A 21523-nucleotide genomic window follows, 5' to 3' on the forward strand; every position below is an offset into this window, starting at 1 on the left:
TTCGTTTGCCATTCTCATCCATTTCGCTTACAATAAACAATAACAAATAAAGAATTTCGTTATCACTGGGGGAGCCATGCCGCTGAGAGGGAACACTTCGTTCCGACCCTTCGAACCTGTTAGTTAATGCTAACGCAGGGATTGTGCAAACGTCCGAAATACATACCTCATTTTTATTTACGTATTTCGTATCCTCCTATGATATCTATTCTTTTTTGTACAACTTGGATTTAGGGGGAGACAACATGCGTAACACCAATTTACAAGCGATGATCGAATCTGCTATTCTTGCAGCCTTCGCCATGATTATCGATATTTTACCATTATCACTTAAACTTCCAACAGGCGGTTCTATCTCATTCGCTATGATTCCTATTTTTATTATTGCTTACCGCTGGGGCTTTAAATCAGCTTTCTTAGGCGGTTTAGTTTGGGGACTATTACAAATTGTCGTGGGAGATGCTTATATTTTAACACCTGTTCAAGCATTCATTGAGTACTTCATTGCCTTTGCTTTTATCGGATTTGCTGGCTTATTCTATCGTCCAATTCAAAAAGCACTTTTAACATCCAATGAAAATAGCTTAGAACAATCAAATTTAGGTAACCGTAAAGACAAACATTCATCAAAACAAAATCAGGGTAAGAAAGTCCTTGCTTATATTATCCTTGCTACATTTATCGGTAGCTTTGCTCGCTATTTCTGCCACTTTATTGCCGGCATTATTTTCTGGGGACAATATGCGCCGAAAGGTCAATCAGCTGTGTTATATTCATTAATCGTAAATGGAAGTACAATGCTTGGTTCTTTTATTTTATGTACCGTTTTACTTATATTTTTATTTATCACTTCACCACGATTATTCAAAAGCATCAGTGCTTATCAAATGAATACACAAAAAAAGGGCGCTTAATGAGCGCTCTTTTTTCATATCGTAATATCAATTAAAAATACAATAAATGCGCAAAAGAAAATAAATACCATTATACTTAGCCAATTGCTATGCACGGTTCATCGACTCCTTACATAACCTCATATTCTAAACAAATTATACTGATTAAAAATAAAGATTAGGTAAAGATAATATGAAAATAAATTAAAAAAGCATAGATCATATTGTCTACGCTTTTTTCGGTAAATAGAAATAAAATAATACACCATCTTCTGTATTTTCTGCCCCATATTCAGCATCATGTAGTTCTAAAATATTCTTTGAAATAGCAAGCCCAAGCCCCGTCCCACCTTGTGAACGCTGACGAGCTGTATCCACGCGATAAAAACGATCCCAAATTTTATCTAATTGCTCTTCTTCAATATGAGTACCTTTATTTTCAATGCACACTTTTATACGATTCTTCTCATCTATTGTAGAAATAATAATATCCTCTTTATTTGGTGTATATCGTATAGCATTCGTAATGAAGTTCACGATGACTTGTTCAATCCGGCCTTGATTTGCAATCACTTCAAATGAACTTATATTTTTATGAATATGAAGTTCTTTTTTCTCTATTTCCACAGATAGATGTTCACATATACCTTCAATTACTGTATCAATATAAAACGAATCTTTTTTCATTTTATATGTACCAGATTCAAATTTAGCTAACTCAAGCATATCCAAAATTAACGTATCCATTTTGTCTACTTCTCTCTCCATTGCCTGAAAATAATACTCTTTTTTATGTTCAGCTACCCCATCTTTTAAAATAGAAATACAGCTTTTCATAATACTTAGCGGTGTTTTTAATTCATGTGAAACACCAGAAATGAATTCTTTTCGCGTCTTTTCTAACTTTCTTTCCTTTTCAATATCTTCTTCTAACTGTCCAATATGCGAATGGAGTTTATTTGATAGCACATTAATATTTTTCGATAAATCTCCAATTTCATCTTTCGAAGTAATCGGTATTTTTTCTGTGAAGTCTAAATGCGCTATTTTCTTTGTTGTATCATTTATTTTCAATAATGGCTTTGCAATTTGTTTTGAGTAATAGAACGAAGCTAGAAAAATAAGAACGACTACAAATGCAATGATATAGATATAATAATCTTGCACCATTTGTACAGCTTCATCTACCGGCTGTAAAGAAGCCATCGCATAAATATATGTTACCGATCCGTCTTTTTCTTTTATTGGTTTCATTAATAATTTATATTTTATATCATTCTTTTCGTAGTCTATTGTCTTTGTTGAATACTCTATTTGATTACTCTCTTTTAGTAACACATCCGTTTGAAATTCTTTTATACTATCCAAAAATAAAGTGTTTTTATAAATTGGATTTACGGGGCCTTTTACATCTGGAAACTGTACTTTCGTAACACGCCCTCCTATGTAAACATCTGGTTCTTGAGCAGCTTGCTCCCGAACAGCCGGCTTCTTTTCCTTACCAACTTGTTCCACAGCTGCTTTCTTTTTCTCCTCATTTAATTTACTCATTTTCTCATTAAATGCTTTTTCTAACGGTTTATTAGATCCGCTTAAATTCTGCTTAGATAAAGAAAAAGAGAATGGAATAAAACTATCTTCTTTTCTCACTCCAGAAAAATAAATTTCTTGCCCTAAAAAATGCTCCGATAATTTATTATCAATCTCCTCTATATTGACGAGATTGCCTAAAGGAATTTTAAATATTTGTTGTCCAAAGCTCTTTTGTTGCCTACGATCTATCGTTACCTCAAAATAAAAATCATCTGCATGTTTTAAATTCCCGTTCTTATCTAATGTCGTAATCCACGTATTATTTTCTCTTAAAAAGTCTTGCTCTAGTTTCTGAATTTCTTCTGCATTTCCTGCATGATTTAAATAGTTCTTCTCAAAGGAATTTAAATTCACTTTAATATCTTCCACTTTTCGATTCGCATAATATTGTTTAAAAAATATCGTTTGTCCAATAAATATCGTCGCTAAAATTAACATGCATAATGCTGTTGTAAGAGTAAATAATTTTAGAACAATCCCTTTTCTCATATATTCCCCTCAAATTTATAACCAGTTCGTACTACAGTTGTAATATACTTTGCTTTCTCTCCTAATTTATTTCTTAAATTACGAATATGGCTATTCACCGTTCGATCATCGCCAGCAAATTCATATCCCCAAATTCTTGAAATGAGTTGCTCTCGCGTTAAAACAATTCCTTGATTTTTCATGAAATACGCTAATATTTCAAATTCTGTATGCGTTAAATTAATATCGGTTCTATCTACCGTAACAGTGCGAGACGGAAAATGAACGTGAATACCGTGAATTGATAATGTATCATCTTCATTCTCTAAAAGTTGCTTTGTCACTTTTCTGCTTTCTAATAACCTTTTCGCTCTTGCTAATAAAATTGGCGGACTATACGGCTTCGTCACATAGTCATCTGCCCCAAGTTCAAAACCGAGTAACGTATCGTCTTCATCTACGCGCGCCGTCAGCATAATAATAGGCACCTCGGACGTCTTTCGAATTCTTCGGCAAACAGACCATCCATCGAGTTCTGGCAACATAATATCTAAAATAACTAAATCAACCTCTTCTTCTTCAAATACAACTAAAGCCTCTTTCCCGTCCCTCGCTTCAAACACTACATATTGCTCACTTAAAAAATAATCTTTTAATATTTCACGTAATATGTCTTCATCTTCAACAATTAAAATATTTTTTGACATAATTTATATATCCCCCTCCCGCTTTCAGAAACTATAATTTCACTTTGAATAACTGCCAGTTAACTTCGCCTCGATAATATATCTATCTGGTGCATTCCCTATATAATTAAATGGGTAACAAGTTGTCAGTGTTAATATCGGTTCTTCTTTTTTTATAATAACAGTACGATCATCCGCATGAGTAATCCATGTCTTTTGAATTTCATATGTGTACGTTTTATTATCATACTCTAAAACAAGGGTATCCTTTTCTTTCAACTCTCCTAAATCTGTAAATACAGTATCTCGATGTCCACTTAGTACAGTATGTCCCCCTCCAGATGGAGTTGTCGTTAAATCACTAACGAACATACCCACTCCTTTTTTCAAAGTCGTATCATCCGCTCCCCAATATATAGAAAACTTCTTCTTTATTTTTGGTATGTTTAACATCGCTACCTTTTCTCCTTCTTTATGTTCTGTTTGAGAAGAAGGCACTTGAGAAGTTACAGGTGTTTCACGAGAAAGTTGAGTATCTTGTATATTTTTAAGACTCTTTATTTCTTCTGCAGTTAATTGCCCGGCAGAGCTTCTTCCTTTATACCATTCCACAGCATAATAGGATCCCATGAATAGCCCTATAGCCATCAATATGATACCGATATAATTGAGTAACTTCATTCTTCATTCCTCCATGCCAAAAATGGTAGGAGTAACCTACCATTTTTAATATATGAAATTATCCGATTCTTTATAGGAAAATATTTTATTTACGCTTTAATCTTATTGCGACGATTCAAACCAAATAATGTACCTACCGCTACAAGACATGCACTTAATCCCATCATTGCTACATTATTTGATGCTGTATTTGGTAATTTTTCACCTTGTACAACTGGCTTTGCTACTTCTTTTTTAGCTACTTCATTCTTTTGCTCGGCTTTTATCGCTGCTTCTTTTTTTGCCATATCGTTTTTTAACTGTTCTTGCGCTATTCTCTTTTTCTCTTCTTCACTTTTTTTCTCAACTTTTATTGCTTCCTCTTTTTTAGCCATATCACTTTTTTCTTGTACTTGCGCTGCTTGCTTTTTCTCCTCATCACTCTTTTGCTGTTCCTTAATTGCTTCTTCTTTTTTAGCTTTATCTTGTTGCACTTGTGCTTCTTCCTTTGTTACTGTTCCAGTATCTGCACTCGCTACTGAAGAATATCCTACTGCTAAAAGTGCCATTGCACAAATTGGTAATAGTCTCTTTTTCATTTTCATTCTCTCCTTATATTTTATTCTCATCAACTCGCACCGGATGTATTACTAGAATAAGTAAGAGATATAAATATAAGATGCAGATGAAATATATTTCATTTAAAGATTTCATTGTAGAAAAAGAAAAAAACATCGCAATATGTACGATGTTTTTTTCGGGTGTGTGTCTCAATTATTTACATGTTACTTTCGCGTGATTTGGAAGTAGAACGGGCTGGAGCGATAACTAATTGTCTCGGCTCAGTTTTCTTGAAGTGATTTTTGACGTTACACTTACGACGTTGAACAACCCACGCTTTAATAGGGTTTGTTAAAATAATCTTTTGCTCTTCGTTAGGGGCCTCTTCTTCAAACCTACAACTCTCGCTCCATTTATTCCATTTCATTGTAAATTTAGAAGAAGAATGATCATCTTCACGATCAAACAAGTGCAAAAAATCCATTTTTCCATCTAGCATTACGGTGTTACTAGTCGCTAAAAAAGAAAAGGTCGTCCAGCGTTTCTCCATGCCCTCCTACTCCTTTTTCACATATAGAGTGCCTAAAACTTAATTTACCTAAAATATGCTTGCCTTTTACCTTACACCCATAGTTTATCCAAAATGCTATTATGCAACTATCGATTTGCCTTACAACTACCTTACATTTTTGTAAGAAACAAAAAAACCTTCACTCTATATAATGAAGGTTTCTTACTTTTTATCTATATGATCTCTCATATCATCAAGTCCAGCTTCTTTTAGCTGCGACATCATACCGTGCGAAATTGCTCCTAACACTAAAGTCATTCCAATTAATGAAATACGAATCGCAGGTACATCAATTACGTAAGCCAACAGGCCAAGAACAATTGTTAAAAGTAATGCTTTTATAAATGTTACACTTGTGTACTGTTTCTTCTTCATCATATTCACCCTTTATGGAAGCGTTTTCTTAATATAATTAGTATATCATATCATCAGATGATTTTGTCGTTATCTTTGTAAAAAATTACTATCTCCTTTGACTTTTTCTATTCTATCCTTTACAGTCGAAATGTTCGCAAGTTTTACACTGTAGGAGGATTACAATGAATATTGAAATAAAAGACACTTTAATTTCTGAAGAACAATTACAAGCAAAAGTTAAAGAATTAGCACTTCAAATCGAACGTGACTTTGAAGGAGAAGAAATCGTAGTTATCGCAGTATTAAAAGGTTCATTCGTATTTGCTGCTGATTTAATTCGTCACATCAAAAATGATGTAACAATTGACTTTATTTCTGCATCTAGCTACGGAAATCAAACAGAAACAACAGGAAAAGTGAAACTACTAAAAGATATCGACGTAAACATTACTGGGAAAAACGTAATTGTTGTAGAAGATATTATCGATTCTGGTTTAACACTTCATTTTCTAAAAGACCACTTCTTTATGCATAAACCAAAGGCACTCAAGTTCTGTACATTACTTGATAAGCCAGAACGTCGTAAAGTAGACTTAACAGCTGAGTATGTTGGCTTCCAAATTCCAGACGAATTTATCGTTGGATACGGTATCGACTGTGCGGAAAAATATCGTAACTTACCATTTATCGCTTCAGTTGTAACGGAATAATATAATAAAATAAACTTTCATCAATTACTGGTGGAAGTTTATTTTCTATCACAATTCGTAAAAGACAAAGGGAGAGAAAAAAATGACAAAGACAAAATTTGAAAAAGTACTCCTCATCGTAAATCCGAAAGCTGGACAAGGTGACTTACATACAAATTTAACGAAAATCGTACCACCTCTTGCCGCAGCTTTTCCTGACTTACATATCCTTCATACGAAAAAGCAAGGTGATGCAACAAAATATTGCCAAGAGTTTGCTAGTAAAGTAGATTTAATTATCGTCTTTGGTGGTGACGGCACTGTATTTGAATGCACAAATGGCTTAGCACCTCTTGAAACTAGACCTACACTTGCAATCATTCCAGGCGGAACTTGCAACGACTTCTCTCGCACACTTGGCGTTCCGCAAAACATTGCAGAAGCGGCAAAACTTATTACAGAAGAACATATAAAACCAGTTGACGTTGCAAAAGCAAATGGACAACATTTCTTAAACTTCTGGGGGATTGGTCTCGTATCTGAAGTATCAAACAATATCGATGCAGATGAAAAAGCAAAGCTTGGTAAAATCGGTTACTATTTAAGCACAATTCGAACTGTAAAAAATGCTGAAACATTCCCAGTAAAAATTACTTATGACGGACAAGTATATGAAGACGAAGCTGTCCTTGTCATGGTTGGAAATGGTGAATATCTTGGTGGTATTCCATCCTTTATTCCGAACGTAAAATGTGATGACGGAACACTTGATATTTTCGTAGTCAAATCAACAGGTATTCAAGCATTTAAAGATTACATCGGAAAGAAACTATTCGAGGATTCAAATGAAAATGACATCTTCCACGTAAAAGCAAAATCCATTCATATTGAAACGAAAGAAGAAAAAGAAGTAGATACAGATGGAGAAAGTTCGCTTCATACACCTTGTCACATTGAATTATTACCAGGACACTTTACGATGATTTATAATCCTGCGGTTGTGTAAAGAAAAAAACGAGTGCTAGCACTCGTTTTTTCTCTTCTAATCTAGCTATGTCTTTGAATCATTTCTTGTATTTCTTTAACTCTCTCTAAAGTAATTCCATTTCTTTGTTCGATTGCTAAAGGATGCTCGGTTGGCTCTAATTCAACATACGGTGCCGTTCCAACTTCTCTTATATGTACATTTGTTTTTAAATTTAATGTTTCTGGATAAACTGGCATTTCTACAGATAACCACCCAAAATAAGGATCACTATTTTCTCGGCCTCTCTCATCCCACTTTTCTAATACTTCATCATAACTTTCTTTACTAAGTGATACCCAAACAGTCCATATGAAGTTTTCGTGGTAGTCAATGATAGGAATCTCTAAACAACCTCTAATAAAGTAATGCTCATCGTCCATTACGCAAAGTTCTGATGTTAAATGGAAGCGTTCCTCTCTTTCATGGGGCGCTACCTCGTAATAATAATATGGTGCTTCACTTCCGTAGCATAGAGGTAGTGCAAAACGATGCATTTGTACTTTTTCTCCGGATTTTCTTCTTCTTTTCATTTATTATTCTTTCTCCTATCCTTTTCAGTCACAATCAAACGCTACCCAATTTCTCCAATGCGTGTTAGAATCCTTCTTCACAATAATACGTGGATCTTTCTTCTCTATTGCAGCGGCTACTGATTGGAAGAATTCATTTTCACTTACTTTTTCGTCTTCAACATGTTTCCATTCTTCCGTTTCATACGCTAGTTCCCAATTACCTTCTAAACCGAACTCTTCTAAAATCTCTTCTTTACTCCACCATAATAATGTTCTAACTTCTTCATTAGTAGCAAGCATACGCATAAAGTATGTTGGATAATGCTCTGTCGTTTGTACTTCTATTCCATTATTTATATAATCCTCTTCTGTAAATTCATATTCAAAATGCTGCTCACGAATTTTTAAACTGCCGTTATAAATATTCGGCATAAATTCACCTTCATCATTAAATAACTCATAATTGCCATCATTTAATTGTAAAATGCAATCATCACCCATTGAATGAGTAATTCTATCTCCATATACTTGAATATCATTACATACACCTAATGAACCTACACCAACAAGTTGAAACACCATTAACCAATCCTTAGTATCTTTAAAGAAAAGAGAGAATTTCACTTGCGAAATATCCATATATTCATTATCAAAGGCAGGAAATTCATAGTTACTTTGCTTTTTATCTAATAGTTTTAAAATATCTTTTTGCATATGTATCATCTTCACCCCGATATAAACAAAAATATTTTTTTAATTTCACTAGAGTATAACATAACCATACTTACCTGTGACATTCTAATAAAACTACTAAAAAATAGAAGAATGGCTTGTTTGCATACTCTAGTTCTTTTTATGTACAATGAAGGAAAGAAGTACCTTCATATAAGGGAGAGGACAAACTTTGTTCAACCAACAGTTAGTTAATTTACGCATTGATTTTGCATTTAAACAATTGTTTGGTACGAATGGTAGCGAAGATATTCTAATTGCATTTTTAAATGCTATGTTACAAGAGTCTTTAGAGTCGCCCATTGCTTCTCTACAACTAGAAGATCCACATTTACACAGGGAATATGAAGAGGATAAGTTATCTATTTTAGACATTTCAGCGACATTAGACACAGGAACAAAAGTTAATGTAGAAATACAACTCAATAATAATCACGATATGGTTAAACGCAGTTTATATTATTGGGGAAGGCTATACACATCTCAACTACAAAAAGGGATGCCCTACAGTGCACTTCACAAAACCATCACCATAAACTTACTAAACTTCGCAATGTTTTCGGAACACCCAGCCTTCCATACAACGAGCGTATTATGGAATACACAACAAAAAAAAATCCTGAGTGAAGACATAGAAATCCACATTATAGAAATTCCAAAGTTAACTGAACAATGGCATGAAGAAAAAGTAAATCCGTGGAAAGATCCATTTGTTCGTTGGCTTTTATTGCTTTCAGCAAATGAGGATGAGCACTTAACTAAACTATTGGAGGATATTGCTATGAACCAAGACCCTATTTTACAAAAAGCAATAAATAAATGGGAACGTATGAGTCAGGATTCTTCTTTCCGACAAGCCTATGACGCAAGGGAGAAAGTTTTAATGGATGAAGCAGCAAAATTCGCCCATGCAGAGACAGAAGGAATTAAAAGAGGAATGGAACAAGGAATTAAAAAAGGCATTGAAAAAGGTATTGAAAAAGGCATTGAAAAAGGCATTGAAAAAGGCATTGAAAAAGGCATTGAAAAAGGCATTGAAAAAGGCATTCAACAGGGGAAAATTCAAATGATTAAAAATATGTATGATCTTGGTATACCACTTGAAACGATTGCTAAGGCAAGTAAATTAAGTTTGCATGAGATTGAACATATTTTAGGACATAAATAGTCATAAAAAAAGAGCTTGAATAGTTTCAAGCTCTTTTTTATCAACTCTCCTCAATATCATCCAATTGAGTCTTATAACATTCATCACACTCTGGCCTCGTAGGAAGAATCCCTCTTTCATCAGGTAATAAAACCCTCAAAACTTCTCGATCCATCTCTACGAAAGACTTCATAATAATGGGATATCCTTCAATAATATTCGTATACTCAATCCCTTGTTCAAACTTTTTTCCGCTCTTTATTTCTTCTATTATGGTACAAAAAACACTATGCGCGACTTCAGGATCCATATTTAATGCTATTTGTAAATCTTGATGATTAAAGTTATCTCTTAGACCATGTGTATGATAATTAGCATGGATGCCATCAATATCTTCTGCTAATATGCTATGCATGTACCATCCATACTCTTGTAGCATATTTTCTTCCCATTCATCTGCATCCTCTTCTAAATCTTCATCAAACAAATTCGGATCATACCACACGTCCTCGTAATCTCCAGCAATTAAAAATCTCCAACCAGGTGGTAACCCTAAATACTTCTTTATTTCAGGTGCCCATTCATCAATATGTTGAACGTGTAAAGGAAGAAAGAAATCTTCTTCTGTCCCCATTTCTTCACCAGCCCAAATGTACCAACCTGTCGTTCCGTTTTCTATAGGCATTCGTAACCCATTAATCGGAGCGATACCATCTTTCACATTTTGCGCTATTCCTAATTTCAAGTCATTCGGAGATTCTACATACTCCGCTTTATATTTATCACATATACTCCTCTGTTCTTTTATGTATTTTTCCATCCTTTTAGCACACTCCCCAATTTTTGAAAGATAGATTTCTTTGCCGAAGCACTCTCTAACTTCCATACCCCACACGGATTATAAAATGGATCCTCTTGTTCATAACACTTATCTATATAATGAGATAAAAGATACACTGGAGCATCTTCTGTGAAACTAATTGTATCTCCATCTTTCAAATTAGGTTTTTCCAATATATTATGTAGGTTAAAATCATTTAATAAATCTACAGCTACTTCCGGATCTATCCCTCCGTCTAAAACAACGTCTGGTAGATTAAATGCTTGCATTCCACATGAATAGTAACCGTCCTCTTCATCTCCAACTAAAGTTACAAGGTGCGAATACATCGGGAATATTTCCTTATTCTCTGCAAGCTCTTGCCATTCTTCTTTCGAATAAGCCACACCTGCTGTTTCAACTTTTAAAGCAAGTCCCCCTGCATTTAAAAGTTCCATTCCTACATCAATTACTTCTTGTAATCTCTCTTTATCGTCAACTTTGGCAATAACATACACTATATAAGTATGCTTCTCCAACTCCTGAAGCAATTCTTCATCAAAACGCTCACCACCTGCATAGAAGAAAGCCTCTCTCAAAGAAGGGTCTTGTTCATATATATCAATTTCAAAGCCAATCTCTTTCTCCTTATGGTGCATAACATTTCCCGCTAATATATAGTTACTTTTACTCACAACTTCTTGTATTAATTCTGTTCTATCTTTCCATAAACCAGGTACTCCAATAACGATTTGTGTCTCCATCATATGCACTCCAATTCTCATCTATTTTCAATCTATTCTTTCAATCTTCCAAACTAAATTAGCTGGGATATCTTTCTCTAAAAAGGTTAACATCCATACAGTTTTTCCTTTATCATTCATCAGTAGCACTTTATGATTTAACTTCCAAGCCACTTCACTAACATGATGAAACATCTTATACATATCTTCTTCTCTAATAAGCTTTTCCTTTTTGATTAACCGCCTCGTTCTATACTCTCTTATTTCTAAGTACACGTCAGCATAAGCCACTTCATGCTGACATGTTATACTACATACGTATTTTTTATTCGGACTACTCTTTTTTATATATACGAACTCGTTTCTATAATTCAATTCTAGTATCTTATTCTTCACTTTTTCTAACTCTTCTATATCCCAATCATATTTCACAGCTAAACGCTTCATTTCAACATGAACGATTTGAAGGGCTAATTCTTTTTTCTCTCTATCTGATAAATATGGAAAACCCTTCACACTCTCATACTCCACAAAAACATTCATATATTCAGGGAAAATTCTATATTTCTTCTCCCACTCATCGAGTAATGAAATATCATCCACACAATGAATCAAAATCCCTTTCTCATAATCCATTCTTAACTTTGGCATATGTCGACAATATAAAGAAGTAATACTGCTCGTCTCTTTACCAAAAGAGATGTCTTCATCGTAGTTGCTTGTAGATGTTAACTGTAATGCCTCTATGTTTCTGGTATGCTCTTTTACTTTTAGAAAACTCAATTGTATATCTCTTATAACCGGCATTTGCTCTCTCCTCTTCGCAATACAACTATGAAATATCTTTGTTAATACGCCTTAATCAATTTCAAGCCAGCCCATTCCCATAGAAAGAAATAACAGTCCGATTACCAAAAAGAGACCCCCAGTTAAAAAATAGAATGGCGCTCCGTGCAATGGATCACTAAATAACTCTATCAAATTTCCAGCTACTACTTTCCATTTCTCTCTCTTTGAATTTTTTTCTTTTAATTCTTTTACAAATCGATAAATACTGAAACTGATTAAAGTGATACCAATTAATAAACATCCTGCTATGATAAGAATTTCCAAATGTAACACTCCATTTAAATACCATTTTCATGCACACCTCATTTTAACTAAAAAAAGCGAAAGAGAACATAATTTTCACTATGCTCTCTTTCGCTTTTTCAAAAACTGTATACCTTATTTTCATTTACTAACAATCCTGAAATAAGAACGAACTGTTAAGCAATAATAACCAATATAAATAACACTATACACCCCGATGCTAATTAGTAACGGAACTGCAATTTCATACGGAATAACTGTCGCTAATCCTTTGAGCGCAAATAAAGTGTGTAATATACCAACTACTAAAGGAATAAAGAAGATAAATCTCATTTGCTTCGCAATGGCTTTTTTCATTTCTGTTTTCGTGACACCGAGTTTTCGAAGAACGATGTAACGTTCACGATCTGCATGTGCTTCTGTTAATTGTTTGAAATAAATAATAGAGCCTGTTGCAAGTAAAAATACAAGTCCTAAGAATATACCACTAAACATCATTAACCCTGACGTTTCAATACCGCTGCGGAATATTGTATAGAAGTCACTGAATTGCTCTCTTCCTTCTGCATCTTCTTCCGATATTACTTTCTTTAATTTCTCCGTTAATACTTTACTATTTCTTTCGTCTTTCACATCAATATTTTTCACAGTATGAGAGCCAATTGTCTTCTTTGCTTGCTCATACACTTCATCCGGAACGACAACTAGAAGTTCATATAAGTTTGTAATGTTTTTTGCTTGTACATCTTTCACTTGTACTGGTGCTACTTCTTCAATTGGGAAGGTAGCTTTTCGATTTTTATATACGCCACTATCTCTCTTACCTTCACTGTACATGCCATCAAATGCATACAATTCGTTCTTCTTTAAACCTAAAGTTTCTTCATTTAAATATTTTGCGATTGTATTAAATGATGATTGTGCGATAAGTTCTGTTGTTCTTGATTGTAATGAAGTGCCATCACTGTATTCTCCTACTACTTTTACCGTCTCTAATTCATATTGATGAATGACTTCATTCTGTCCTTCTTTTAAAATCTCATTTACTTTACGATCTAATTCCATATCTTTCTTTTCATAAGAATAACTAACTGGATGATATTTCTTCGCCTGCATATATGTGTTGTAATACATCGTTACAGAAGTTCCAACCGCCGTTAACGTTACTGCGCTTAATACGGCAATTGTTGCTAACGATTTTGCATTTCCTTTAATGCGGTATAGTAACTGAGACGTCGTAACCATTTTCATTCCGTTATAAAATGCGGATTTTTTATTTCGCACTCTTTTTAATACAAAAACGGTAAAGAACATAAATAATAAATACGTTCCAAGTACTGTCGCTAATAAAATGTAAAGTGCAAGGGGCATAAAGTTATCACCGCTCACATTTTTTATAGCCGTTACTGACAAGAAATAACCTGATCCAATTAATAATAAAGAAATGAAAGCCATTATTTTCGAACCTTTTGGCATGACTTCGCCTTCGTTATCTGCACGGAATAGCTCGATTAACTTAAATTGATAAATAACGCGGTATCCTTTAAACGATGTGTATAAAATGATGAGACAAAAAATAACTGTTGTATCTATAACCGCTCCAACTGGTACTTCAAAATGAACATTTACATGTAGCTCTAACATATTTAAAAGTAGCTTTAGGAATCCTTTTGAAAGTAAACTACCTATTACAATTCCGATTACTAACGATGATAAACCCATTAACATGTTTTCATAAAAAAGCATTTTACCTATTTCTTTTTTTCGAATACCAAGTAAAGAATAAACACCTATTTCTTTCTTACGCTTTCGTGTAAAGAAATCATTCGAATATATAATAAATATTGCAACGAAAATAATAAGCATTACACTCGCAAGCTGGAATCCTCGGCCGATGTTATCTCCAGCTTCACTTATTTGTGAATTGTATTGAAGCGCCTTAAACGTAAAATAAATGACGATGCTAAAAATCATGGAAGCAAAGTATATAAAATAATCTTTAAAATTTCGTTTTATATTACGAAGGGCGATGCTAGATAAGCTCATTTGTCGCACCCCCAGAGATTGAAGACATCATATCAATAATTTGTTGGAAGAACTGTTTTCTTGTCATCTCTTTGCGATGTAATTCTTTATATAACTTTCCATCTTTAATAAATACAACTCGTTTACAATAACTTGCCGCAAACGCATCATGCGTTACCATTAAAATCGTTACAAGATCTTTTTCATTTAATGTCTTCATACTTTCTAATAAATCCGTCGCTGACTTCGAATCAAGCGCACCAGTTGGCTCATCTCCAAAAATCATACTTGGATTTGTTACAATCGCTCTTGATGCCGCGCAGCGTTGTTTTTGTCCGCCTGAAGCTTCATACGGATACTGATTTAAAATATGATCTATCCCAAACTTCTTTGCAATCTCCTCAACGCGAGATTCTACTTCTCTCGCCTTCACCTTTGATAAAGCAAGTGGCAATGCAATATTTTCTCGCACTGTTAACGTATCTAATAAGTTATAATCTTGAAAAATAAATCCTAAATGATTACGGCGAAAAAGTGCCAATTCATCATCATTCATCTTCACAATATCTTTTCCATCAATTAAAATCTCACCTTTTGAAGCCGTATCAATAGTAGAAAGTACATTCAAAAGTGTCGTCTTACCAGAACCAGACGGTCCCATAATACCGACAAACTCTCCTTCTTTCACTTGCAGTTGAATATCTTTCAACGCTTCAAACGTATTCCCGCCTGTATCATATATTTTCGAAATCCCTTTCGCTTCTAACATTGTTTTCATCTATTTGTACCTCCTGTTATAATTCGTGATGTTCTCTTTAAGCAACAGAATTCAGTATAGATACATTTTCTTAACAAATAGTGACGGGGTTTCTTAATATTTTCTTAAAAAGAAAAATCCAAAACCACATAAAGTGATTTTGGATTTAATATAGTTAAAATATTAAATTACATTTCGAACAAAAAGGAGCCGAATTCCCTTTTCTAATTTTCGCATCACATTTTGGGCAATATACATATCGCTCTTCTATCATTTGTCGCTCTATCATATGTAAGGATACTATTCTCATACTGCACATAATCCCAATTAATATAAGGCTAACAATGAGTAGCATACCTCTCGCCCTCCCCCTTTATCATTTTACCATAAAACAACAAACCCGATTCTCTCATCTAGAACCGGGTTTATACTTACAATCCTAACTTCACCTTCGCGCCATCAGGAATTATTTCTTCTTCTATTTGTACCTTATCGTGCACAGACTTTCCTCTCGTAATTACATGCCAGTAGGAACCTTTTTGCAATGTATCCACTCCATCAATTGTTATCTCTTTTTCGTTTCCATCCTTATCATATGTGTTCACTGTGTATGCACGGCCTTTATTTCCACCTAAATCTTTTCCATCGTTATCAATTACCGCATAACGATATTCTAATTTAAGAAACGGATTCATGGAATCTACTGTAGCACTCCCATTTAACAAATATGCCGCTCCTGCTATGATGACAAGTAATGATCCTAAAATAAATCTTTTCATCTATATTCCGCCTTTCATTATGTTTTTCTATAAGACCTTTCTAAGTATAGAGAGCATTTCTTAATAAAAACTCGTGCGGTTTCTTAACTTTTTCTTAATGTCACAGGGCTTTGCATCAGCACTTCGATAAATAAAGCCATATTAATAATAAAAGGAGGCTGCCGCCTCCTTTATTTACTCATCACTGTATTTCTTTTTTGTCTGTAAAAATAAAACACACTCACAATCAATGCAATACTCCCGCCAAAATACAAACCATACTCTATCGCAGCTGCTACAATCCTTTCAATATGTTGTCCAAATAAAGAACCGAGCACAAAATAAACGAGTGTCCAAACAAATCCTGTCGTATAAGAATACAATGCATACGTCTTAAATGACATGTTATTCATTCCAACTAAATACGGTACGATATGTCTTACAACTGGTATGAAATAGCTTGTAACTAACGCGTACTGTCCGTATTTATCAACCATTTCTTGTGATTTCATCAAATACTTCGCTTTTTTCTTTTTCACTAATTTATGGAGTACCTTCGTTCCAAAAACCTTCCCTAATATATATCCTAAAGAAAGCCCTGATACAACACCTAAATATGTTAATACGAATGAAGGAACAACACTTAATATACCTACTGAAGATACGAAACCACCACTCATAACAATCATTTCATCTGGAATTGGCATACCGATAATCCCTAACCATAAACAGAAAAATAAAGCCCAATAACCGTATTGTTCAATATAAGATAATAATTCATGTAATTCCATTATGCATATGCTCTCCTTAGTTCTTTTTTGCAACTAAAGACGTAGGCTGGCGGGAAATTGAGCCATACTTTTTCTAGTGTAATTTCAGGGAAGAAATGCTGTATAAACCCTTTTTTCACAAGTGAATATTGAAATGTAATGAACTCACCATTCTCATGTATCGCTTCCATCGCATTATTTAAAATGCGCTTTGAAACTTCTTCTGGTAAAGAAGTGAAAGGCAACCCTGATAAAACGTAATCAATGCATTCTATATTGAGCTCCTCCATATACTTCTTTATATTTTCAGCTGAACCGTGTACAACAATGACATTCTGCTCATCTTTAAACTTTCTTTTTAATTCTTTGAAAAATACTTCATTAATTTCAATAAGAAGAAATATCGTTTCCTTCTTTTTTCTCTTCATAATCTCTTTCGTAAAAACCCCTGTGCCAGGCCCTAACTCTACAATACATTTCGCTTTATTAAAATCAATTACATCGACCATTTTCTTTGCTAATATTTTTGAACTTGGCGCAATTGCACCAGTATGTTTTGGATGCTTTATAAATTCATGTAAAAATGTAATGAGCTGCATGTAAACCTCTCCTCATTCGTTCGATAGTTTTTAACTTGTGTCTAAGTATAACTATCGTTTCTTAATAAAAATTGAGGAAGTTTCTTAAGATTTTATGAAGAATAAAAAAAACAGCTATCGCGTGTAGCGATAGCTGCCCCTTATTACTTCGCACTCACGATCTTATAATAAGAACGAACCGTTAAGAAGTAATATCCAATATAGATGACACCGTATACTCCAATACTAATGAGAAGAGGAATCATAATTTCAAATGGTAATATATTTGATAAACCTTTTAGTGCAAATAAACTGTGTAAAATACCGATTACTAACGGAATAGCGAAGATAAAGCTTACTTGTTTTGCGATAGCTTTCTTCATTTCTTGCTTCGTTACACCAACTTTATGAAGGACAATGTAACGATCACGGTCAGCACTTGCTTCTGTTAATTGTTTAAAGTAAATGATTGAGCCTGTTGCTAATAGGAATACTAATCCTAAGAATAACCCAATAAACATCATTAAGCCTGTCGTTTCAAGCCCCATTTGGAATCCTGTATAGAAATCGTTAAATGGTTTTAAAACTTCTGATTCTCCAGCTGGCATAATGCTTGCTAATTTTGCTGTTAACTCTTTACTATTTCGCTCACCTTTTACATCAATATTTTTTACAGTACGCGTTTCGTTTACTTGTTTCACTTGCTCATATGTTTTATCAGGAACGATTACAAATAGTTCATTTAAATTTGTAAGGCTTCTATTATTTACACCTTTAATTTTTAATTCTTTTGACTCATTTCCAACAGGGAATACAGCTGTATTTCCTGTATAAAGAGGACCAAAATCAAGTTTCTCAATATATAAGCTATCATATACGAAAGCTTCATTCGCACTCAAATTTACAGGTTCTACATCTAAATGTTTCACATGTTTATTAAAGCTTGATTGAGAAATAAGCTGGTACTGATTCGTAACATTATAGTGTGTGTTCAGAACTTGATCAGCTCTTTCACCTTTAAATGTTCCTTTCACAGGAATCATTTCAACTTCTGATTCATATGTGACTGGGTGATTATTCTTCTCTCCAGCAAGTATTTCATTTACTTTTTTATCTAATGCTGCATCTTTTTTCTCATAGGAATAACTATACGGCGCAGCAACTTTTGATTGCGTAAATGTATTGTAATACATCGTAACTGACGTACCAACCGCTGTTAATGTAACTGCACTTAAAATAGCGATTGTCGCCAATGATTTCGCATTTCCTTTAATACGATATAGTAACTGCGATGTCGTTACCATATTCATACCATTATAAAATGCTGACTTATTATTTCTTGCACGTTTCAATACAAATACTGTGAAGAACATGAACAGTAAATAAGTCCCTGCTACTGTCGCTAATAAAATATATAATGCAACGACCATAAAGTCTGCATACATAACTGCTTTCATGTACATTAGCGCTAAAAAATAACCTGAACCGATTAAGAAAACTGAAATTAATGCCATGGTGACAGATCCTTTTGGCATTGCTTCTCCTTCACGTTCTGCACGGAAAAGTTCAATTAACTTAAAGCGATAAATTAAACGATATCCTTGAAGTGATGTATATAAAATAATCACAAAGAAAATAATTGCTGTATCAATAATAGCAGCCATCGGTACTTCAAAATGAACATTTAAATTTAATCCCATCATATTTACTAATAACTCAAGGAATAATTTCGAAAGGACACTACCAATCGCAATCCCGATTACTAATGACATTAATCCCATTAACATATTTTCATAAAAGAGCATTTTACCAATTTGTCTTTTACGAATACCTAATAACGAATATAAGCCAACTTCTTTTTTACGTTTACGTGTAAAGAATCCGTTCGAATATATAATGAACACCGCTACGAAAATGATAAGCATCACACTGGAAACTTGGAACGCTCCGCTAATCTTTTTAGAAGCTTCTGCTGCTTTTTCCATTTGTGAATTATATTGCAGTGCTTTAAATGTAAAATAAATAACGATACTAAAAATCATAGATGCGAAATATACAAAGTAGTCTTTAAAGTTCCGCTGTATGTTGCGGAGGGCAATGCTAGATAAGGTCATCAGCCATACCTCCAGAAATAGAAGACATTACGTCAACAATTTTTTGGAAGAACTGTTTACGCGTCGATTCACCGCGGTGCAATTCTTTATATAGTTCACCATCTTTAATGAAAATAACTCGTTTACAATAACTTGCTGCAAATGCATCATGCGTTACCATTAAAATTGTTGAGTTATCATATTCATTTAATGACTTCATACTTTCAAGTAAATCTGTTGCAGATTTAGAATCAAGCGCTCCAGTTGGCTCATCCCCGAAAATCATACTTGGATTCGTAACGATTGCACGTGATGCTGCGCAGCGCTGCTTCTGTCCACCAGATACTTGATATGGGAACTGACTTAAAATATGATCAATGCCAAATTTCTTTGAGATTTCAAGAACGCGGCGATCAATCTCACTCGCTTTCACCTTTGATAACGCAAGTGGTAAAGCAATATTCTCTTTCACTGTTAATGTATCTAATAAGTTATAATCTTGGAAAATGAAGCCTAAATGATCGCGGCGGAATAATGCTAACTTATCATCATTCATTTTCACAATATCTTTTCCATCAATTAAAATTTCACCGTTCGTCGCATTATCAATTGTAGAAAGAACATTTAGTAAAGTCGTCTTACCAGAACCAGAAGGTCCCATAATTCCAACGAACTCACCTTCTTTTACTTGTAAGTTAATACCTTTTAACGCTGCAAATTTATTACCACCCGTGTCATATACTTTTTCAATATTTTTTGCTTCTAATACTGTTTTCATCTCGACATCCCTCATTTCTTCTATTCTCTATTTTCAACTATATACACTCTCTACTCTTGCCACTATCGATGTTTCTTACACAAACATGACAGTTATGTAAGGCACATAAGTAAAGAAATCAAAAAGTTAACGTAATGAATTAAAGTACTTTGTTACTATAACATTGGGATATCATACCATCCATTCATTCTCCTTACAGGAACATTACAATTTTGTAAGGTAAAAAATGCACCTACAAAGTTGTGCACGAAATGTCGGATGGAGCTATTTCGTTCCTGCTATTCTATGTACAGAGGAGGTCATAATATGGATTCACTTAAAAATATGAATGCTGCAATGCGCTATATTGAAGATAACCTTACGAATGAAATTGATTTTAAAGAAGTTGCGAGGCTAGCTCTTTGTTCTGAGTATCACTTTAAAAGAATGTTTTCGTTTTTAGCAGGTATATCACTATCTGATTATATTCGCTGTAGACGTCTTACTCTCGCTGCCTTTGAACTAAAAAACAGCAATGTAAAAGTCATTGATATCGCTATAAAATATGGATACAACTCACCAGATTCATTCGCTCGTGCATTTCAAAACTTGCACGGTATAACACCTTCAGAAGCCCGAAATAGTAGCCATTCTTTGAAGGCTTATTCACCAATGACCTTCCAATTATCCATTCAAGGAGGAAATGAAATGAATTATCGAATTGAAGAAAAAGAGCCATTTCGAATTATAGGTATTACAAAACGAGTACCAATCGTTTTTAACGGTGTAAATGAAGAAATTGCTTCTATGTGGAAAAGTTTAAACCCAGAGTCTATTCAAACATTAAAATCCCTTTCGAACATTGAACCTACTGGAATTATTAGTGCTTCTACTAATTTTTCTGAAGGAAGAATGGAGGAAAAAGGAGAACTTGATCACTATATTGGAGTAGCCACAACAAAGGATTGTCCAGAGCAATTCGCGCAACTTGAAGTCGCAGCTTCAACATGGGCTATATTTGAAGCTGTCGGTCTATTTCCTGATGCATTACAAAATGTGTGGGGGCGTATTTATTCTGAATGGTTCCCTTCTTCGAACTATGAACTAGCGGAAGGACCGGAAATATTGTGGAATGAACAGAAAGATATATCTTCTCCAAACTTTAAAAGTGAAATTTGGATACCGGTTTTGAAGAAGTGATAAAAAAAACAAAGCTGCTCTTCCCTAAAAGGAA

25 protein-coding genes and 1 riboswitch are annotated in these 21523 nt (G+C 34.0%); of the genes, 5 read left to right on the forward strand and 20 right to left on the reverse strand.

Translation table 11 applies throughout. The annotated features are described in order from the left end of the window. The first annotated feature begins 57 nt into the window (after positions 1-57). Positions 58-159, forward strand: a riboswitch (TPP riboswitch). A gap of 86 nt (positions 160-245) precedes the next feature. After that, on the forward strand, positions 246-914 hold the full coding sequence (thiT, locus tag ACX9TM_RS24355; protein ID WP_001246587.1) for an energy-coupled thiamine transporter ThiT: 669 nt from the start codon (positions 246-248) through the stop codon (positions 912-914). A gap of 207 nt (positions 915-1121) precedes the next feature. Here the strand turns inward: thiT and ACX9TM_RS24360 are convergent, their stop codons facing one another. The 6 genes from ACX9TM_RS24360 to ACX9TM_RS24385 all read right to left on the reverse strand — a co-directional run bounded on the left by ACX9TM_RS24360 (position 1122) and on the right by ACX9TM_RS24385 (position 5810). After that, positions 1122-2975 carry a sensor histidine kinase gene (locus ACX9TM_RS24360; protein WP_063220434.1) on the reverse strand — a complete coding sequence of 618 codons (1854 nt, stop codon included), beginning with the start codon at positions 2973-2975 and terminating at the stop codon, positions 1122-1124. Beyond that, positions 2972-3661 (reverse strand): response regulator transcription factor, encoded by a 690-nt coding sequence (locus tag ACX9TM_RS24365; protein ID WP_000041856.1) that lies wholly within the window; start codon positions 3659-3661, stop codon positions 2972-2974. Before ACX9TM_RS24365 ends, ACX9TM_RS24360 begins: the two co-directional genes overlap by 4 nt. Before the next feature lie 39 nt (positions 3662-3700). After that, entirely contained in the window at positions 3701-4321 is a 621-nt protein-coding gene (locus ACX9TM_RS24370) for a class D sortase (protein WP_000771595.1), read from the reverse strand. An 89-nt stretch (positions 4322-4410) separates the two neighbouring features. Beyond that, positions 4411-4899: an LPXTG cell wall anchor domain-containing protein gene (locus ACX9TM_RS24375; RefSeq protein ID WP_000746703.1), complete on the reverse strand. Its 489-nt coding sequence runs from the start codon at positions 4897-4899 to the stop codon at positions 4411-4413. Between the two features lie 179 nt (positions 4900-5078). Next, complete coding sequence (locus ACX9TM_RS24380) at positions 5079-5411, reverse strand: hypothetical protein (protein ID WP_000415613.1); 333 nt, start codon at positions 5409-5411, stop codon at positions 5079-5081. A gap of 183 nt (positions 5412-5594) precedes the next feature. Beyond that, positions 5595-5810 (reverse strand): hypothetical protein, encoded by a 216-nt coding sequence (locus ACX9TM_RS24385; RefSeq protein WP_002001286.1) that lies wholly within the window; start codon positions 5808-5810, stop codon positions 5595-5597. A 161-nt stretch (positions 5811-5971) separates the two neighbouring features. Between ACX9TM_RS24385 and hpt the strand changes: the two genes are divergently transcribed. Together hpt and ACX9TM_RS24395 are read left to right on the forward strand one after the other, a co-directional pair. After that, the gene (gene hpt / locus ACX9TM_RS24390) at positions 5972-6499 is read left to right on the forward strand and encodes a hypoxanthine phosphoribosyltransferase (protein ID WP_001019295.1); all 528 of its coding nucleotides are present in this window, start codon (positions 5972-5974) and stop codon (positions 6497-6499) included. 82 nt (positions 6500-6581) lie between these two features. Continuing rightward, a complete protein-coding gene (locus tag ACX9TM_RS24395) occupies positions 6582-7484 on the forward strand; it encodes a diacylglycerol/lipid kinase family protein (RefSeq protein WP_000167893.1) in 903 nt (300 codons plus the stop codon). 41 nt (positions 7485-7525) lie between these two features. Here ACX9TM_RS24395 and ACX9TM_RS24400 read toward each other — a convergent pair whose 3' ends face one another. Both ACX9TM_RS24400 and ACX9TM_RS24405 read right to left on the reverse strand, forming a co-directional pair. Continuing rightward, positions 7526-8035, reverse strand: a complete 510-nt coding sequence (locus tag ACX9TM_RS24400) for a DUF2199 domain-containing protein (RefSeq protein ID WP_000830214.1) — start codon at positions 8033-8035, stop codon at positions 7526-7528. A 24-nt stretch (positions 8036-8059) separates the two neighbouring features. Further along, complete coding sequence (locus ACX9TM_RS24405) at positions 8060-8731, reverse strand: DUF7003 family protein (protein ID WP_001168101.1); 672 nt, start codon at positions 8729-8731, stop codon at positions 8060-8062. A gap of 190 nt (positions 8732-8921) precedes the next feature. Between ACX9TM_RS24405 and ACX9TM_RS24410 the strand changes: the two genes are divergently transcribed. Further along, entirely contained in the window at positions 8922-9917 is a 996-nt protein-coding gene (locus ACX9TM_RS24410) for an Rpn family recombination-promoting nuclease/putative transposase (RefSeq protein ID WP_065381956.1), read from the forward strand. Between the two features lie 40 nt (positions 9918-9957). Here the strand turns inward: ACX9TM_RS24410 and ACX9TM_RS24415 are convergent, their stop codons facing one another. The 12 genes from ACX9TM_RS24415 to ACX9TM_RS24470 all read right to left on the reverse strand — a co-directional run bounded on the left by ACX9TM_RS24415 (position 9958) and on the right by ACX9TM_RS24470 (position 20310). Then, the gene (locus ACX9TM_RS24415; RefSeq protein ID WP_000417362.1) at positions 9958-10716 is read right to left on the reverse strand and encodes a DUF4262 domain-containing protein; all 759 of its coding nucleotides are present in this window, start codon (positions 10714-10716) and stop codon (positions 9958-9960) included. Next, positions 10701-11480, reverse strand: a complete 780-nt coding sequence (locus ACX9TM_RS24420; protein ID WP_063220432.1) for a DUF4261 domain-containing protein — start codon at positions 11478-11480, stop codon at positions 10701-10703. Before ACX9TM_RS24420 ends, ACX9TM_RS24415 begins: the two co-directional genes overlap by 16 nt. 27 nt (positions 11481-11507) lie before the next feature. After that, complete coding sequence (locus ACX9TM_RS24425) at positions 11508-12266, reverse strand: hypothetical protein (RefSeq protein WP_016125892.1); 759 nt, start codon at positions 12264-12266, stop codon at positions 11508-11510. A gap of 51 nt (positions 12267-12317) precedes the next feature. Beyond that, positions 12318-12572, reverse strand: a complete 255-nt coding sequence (locus ACX9TM_RS24430; protein WP_000404317.1) for a hypothetical protein — start codon at positions 12570-12572, stop codon at positions 12318-12320. Between the two features lie 120 nt (positions 12573-12692). Beyond that, positions 12693-14597: an ABC transporter permease gene (locus ACX9TM_RS24435; protein ID WP_063220431.1), complete on the reverse strand. Its 1905-nt coding sequence runs from the start codon at positions 14595-14597 to the stop codon at positions 12693-12695. Then, positions 14584-15354, reverse strand: coding sequence for an ABC transporter ATP-binding protein (locus ACX9TM_RS24440; RefSeq protein ID WP_000855634.1), 771 nt, complete (start codon positions 15352-15354; stop codon positions 14584-14586). The genes ACX9TM_RS24435 and ACX9TM_RS24440 overlap by 14 nt, the downstream gene beginning before the upstream one ends. Positions 15355-15508: 154 nt before the next feature. After that, positions 15509-15688, reverse strand: coding sequence for a hypothetical protein (locus ACX9TM_RS24445; RefSeq protein WP_000924676.1), 180 nt, complete (start codon positions 15686-15688; stop codon positions 15509-15511). 76 nt (positions 15689-15764) lie between these two features. Continuing rightward, complete coding sequence (locus ACX9TM_RS24450) at positions 15765-16112, reverse strand: YxeA family protein (RefSeq protein ID WP_000819387.1); 348 nt, start codon at positions 16110-16112, stop codon at positions 15765-15767. Positions 16113-16282: 170 nt separating this feature from the next. Next, a complete protein-coding gene (locus ACX9TM_RS24455; RefSeq protein ID WP_000418945.1) occupies positions 16283-16882 on the reverse strand; it encodes a DedA family protein in 600 nt (199 codons plus the stop codon). After that, positions 16882-17460 (reverse strand): class I SAM-dependent methyltransferase, encoded by a 579-nt coding sequence (locus tag ACX9TM_RS24460; protein ID WP_001176064.1) that lies wholly within the window; start codon positions 17458-17460, stop codon positions 16882-16884. Before ACX9TM_RS24460 ends, ACX9TM_RS24455 begins: the two co-directional genes overlap by 1 nt. Before the next feature lie 143 nt (positions 17461-17603). Beyond that, positions 17604-19553, reverse strand: coding sequence for an ABC transporter permease (locus ACX9TM_RS24465; RefSeq protein WP_065381955.1), 1950 nt, complete (start codon positions 19551-19553; stop codon positions 17604-17606). Next, positions 19540-20310 carry an ABC transporter ATP-binding protein gene (locus ACX9TM_RS24470; RefSeq protein WP_000859655.1) on the reverse strand — a complete coding sequence of 257 codons (771 nt, stop codon included), beginning with the start codon at positions 20308-20310 and terminating at the stop codon, positions 19540-19542. Before ACX9TM_RS24470 ends, ACX9TM_RS24465 begins: the two co-directional genes overlap by 14 nt. 306 nt (positions 20311-20616) lie before the next feature. Here ACX9TM_RS24470 and ACX9TM_RS24475 point away from each other — a divergent pair, with 306 nt between their 5' ends. Continuing rightward, the gene (locus ACX9TM_RS24475) at positions 20617-21489 is read left to right on the forward strand and encodes an AraC family transcriptional regulator (protein WP_000377716.1); all 873 of its coding nucleotides are present in this window, start codon (positions 20617-20619) and stop codon (positions 21487-21489) included. Positions 21490-21523: the final 34 nt, after the last annotated feature.

The sequence above is a fragment of the Bacillus sp. LH1 genome, assembly GCF_057924895.1.

Coding starts and splice junctions, on each gene's coding strand:
- ACX9TM_RS24385 (WP_002001286.1), bottom strand. CDS start 5,810: ATGATGAAGAAGAAACAGTACACAAGTGTAACATTTATAAAAGCATTA.
- ACX9TM_RS24450 (WP_000819387.1), bottom strand. CDS start 16,112: ATGAAAAGATTTATTTTAGGATCATTACTTGTCATCATAGCAGGAGCG.
- ACX9TM_RS24415 (WP_000417362.1), bottom strand. CDS start 10,716: ATGGAAAAATACATAAAAGAACAGAGGAGTATATGTGATAAATATAAA.
- ACX9TM_RS24440 (WP_000855634.1), bottom strand. CDS start 15,354: ATGAAAACAATGTTAGAAGCGAAAGGGATTTCGAAAATATATGATACA.
- ACX9TM_RS24475 (WP_000377716.1), top strand. CDS start 20,617: ATGGATTCACTTAAAAATATGAATGCTGCAATGCGCTATATTGAAGAT.
- ACX9TM_RS24465 (WP_065381955.1), bottom strand. CDS start 19,553: ATGACCTTATCTAGCATTGCCCTCCGCAACATACAGCGGAACTTTAAA.
- ACX9TM_RS24470 (WP_000859655.1), bottom strand. CDS start 20,310: ATGAAAACAGTATTAGAAGCAAAAAATATTGAAAAAGTATATGACACG.
- ACX9TM_RS24425 (WP_016125892.1), bottom strand. CDS start 12,266: ATGCCGGTTATAAGAGATATACAATTGAGTTTTCTAAAAGTAAAAGAG.
- ACX9TM_RS24405 (WP_001168101.1), bottom strand. CDS start 8,731: ATGCAAAAAGATATTTTAAAACTATTAGATAAAAAGCAAAGTAACTAT.
- hpt (WP_001019295.1), top strand. CDS start 5,972: ATGAATATTGAAATAAAAGACACTTTAATTTCTGAAGAACAATTACAA.
- ACX9TM_RS24380 (WP_000415613.1), bottom strand. CDS start 5,411: ATGGAGAAACGCTGGACGACCTTTTCTTTTTTAGCGACTAGTAACACC.
- ACX9TM_RS24370 (WP_000771595.1), bottom strand. CDS start 4,321: ATGAAGTTACTCAATTATATCGGTATCATATTGATGGCTATAGGGCTA.
- ACX9TM_RS24365 (WP_000041856.1), bottom strand. CDS start 3,661: ATGTCAAAAAATATTTTAATTGTTGAAGATGAAGACATATTACGTGAA.
- ACX9TM_RS24460 (WP_001176064.1), bottom strand. CDS start 17,460: ATGCAGCTCATTACATTTTTACATGAATTTATAAAGCATCCAAAACAT.
- ACX9TM_RS24420 (WP_063220432.1), bottom strand. CDS start 11,480: ATGGAGACACAAATCGTTATTGGAGTACCTGGTTTATGGAAAGATAGA.
- ACX9TM_RS24400 (WP_000830214.1), bottom strand. CDS start 8,035: ATGAAAAGAAGAAGAAAATCCGGAGAAAAAGTACAAATGCATCGTTTT.
- ACX9TM_RS24445 (WP_000924676.1), bottom strand. CDS start 15,688: ATGCTACTCATTGTTAGCCTTATATTAATTGGGATTATGTGCAGTATG.
- ACX9TM_RS24455 (WP_000418945.1), bottom strand. CDS start 16,882: ATGGAATTACATGAATTATTATCTTATATTGAACAATACGGTTATTGG.
- ACX9TM_RS24435 (WP_063220431.1), bottom strand. CDS start 14,597: ATGAGCTTATCTAGCATCGCCCTTCGTAATATAAAACGAAATTTTAAA.
- ACX9TM_RS24360 (WP_063220434.1), bottom strand. CDS start 2,975: ATGAGAAAAGGGATTGTTCTAAAATTATTTACTCTTACAACAGCATTA.
- ACX9TM_RS24375 (WP_000746703.1), bottom strand. CDS start 4,899: ATGAAAAAGAGACTATTACCAATTTGTGCAATGGCACTTTTAGCAGTA.
- ACX9TM_RS24395 (WP_000167893.1), top strand. CDS start 6,582: ATGACAAAGACAAAATTTGAAAAAGTACTCCTCATCGTAAATCCGAAA.
- thiT (WP_001246587.1), top strand. CDS start 246: ATGCGTAACACCAATTTACAAGCGATGATCGAATCTGCTATTCTTGCA.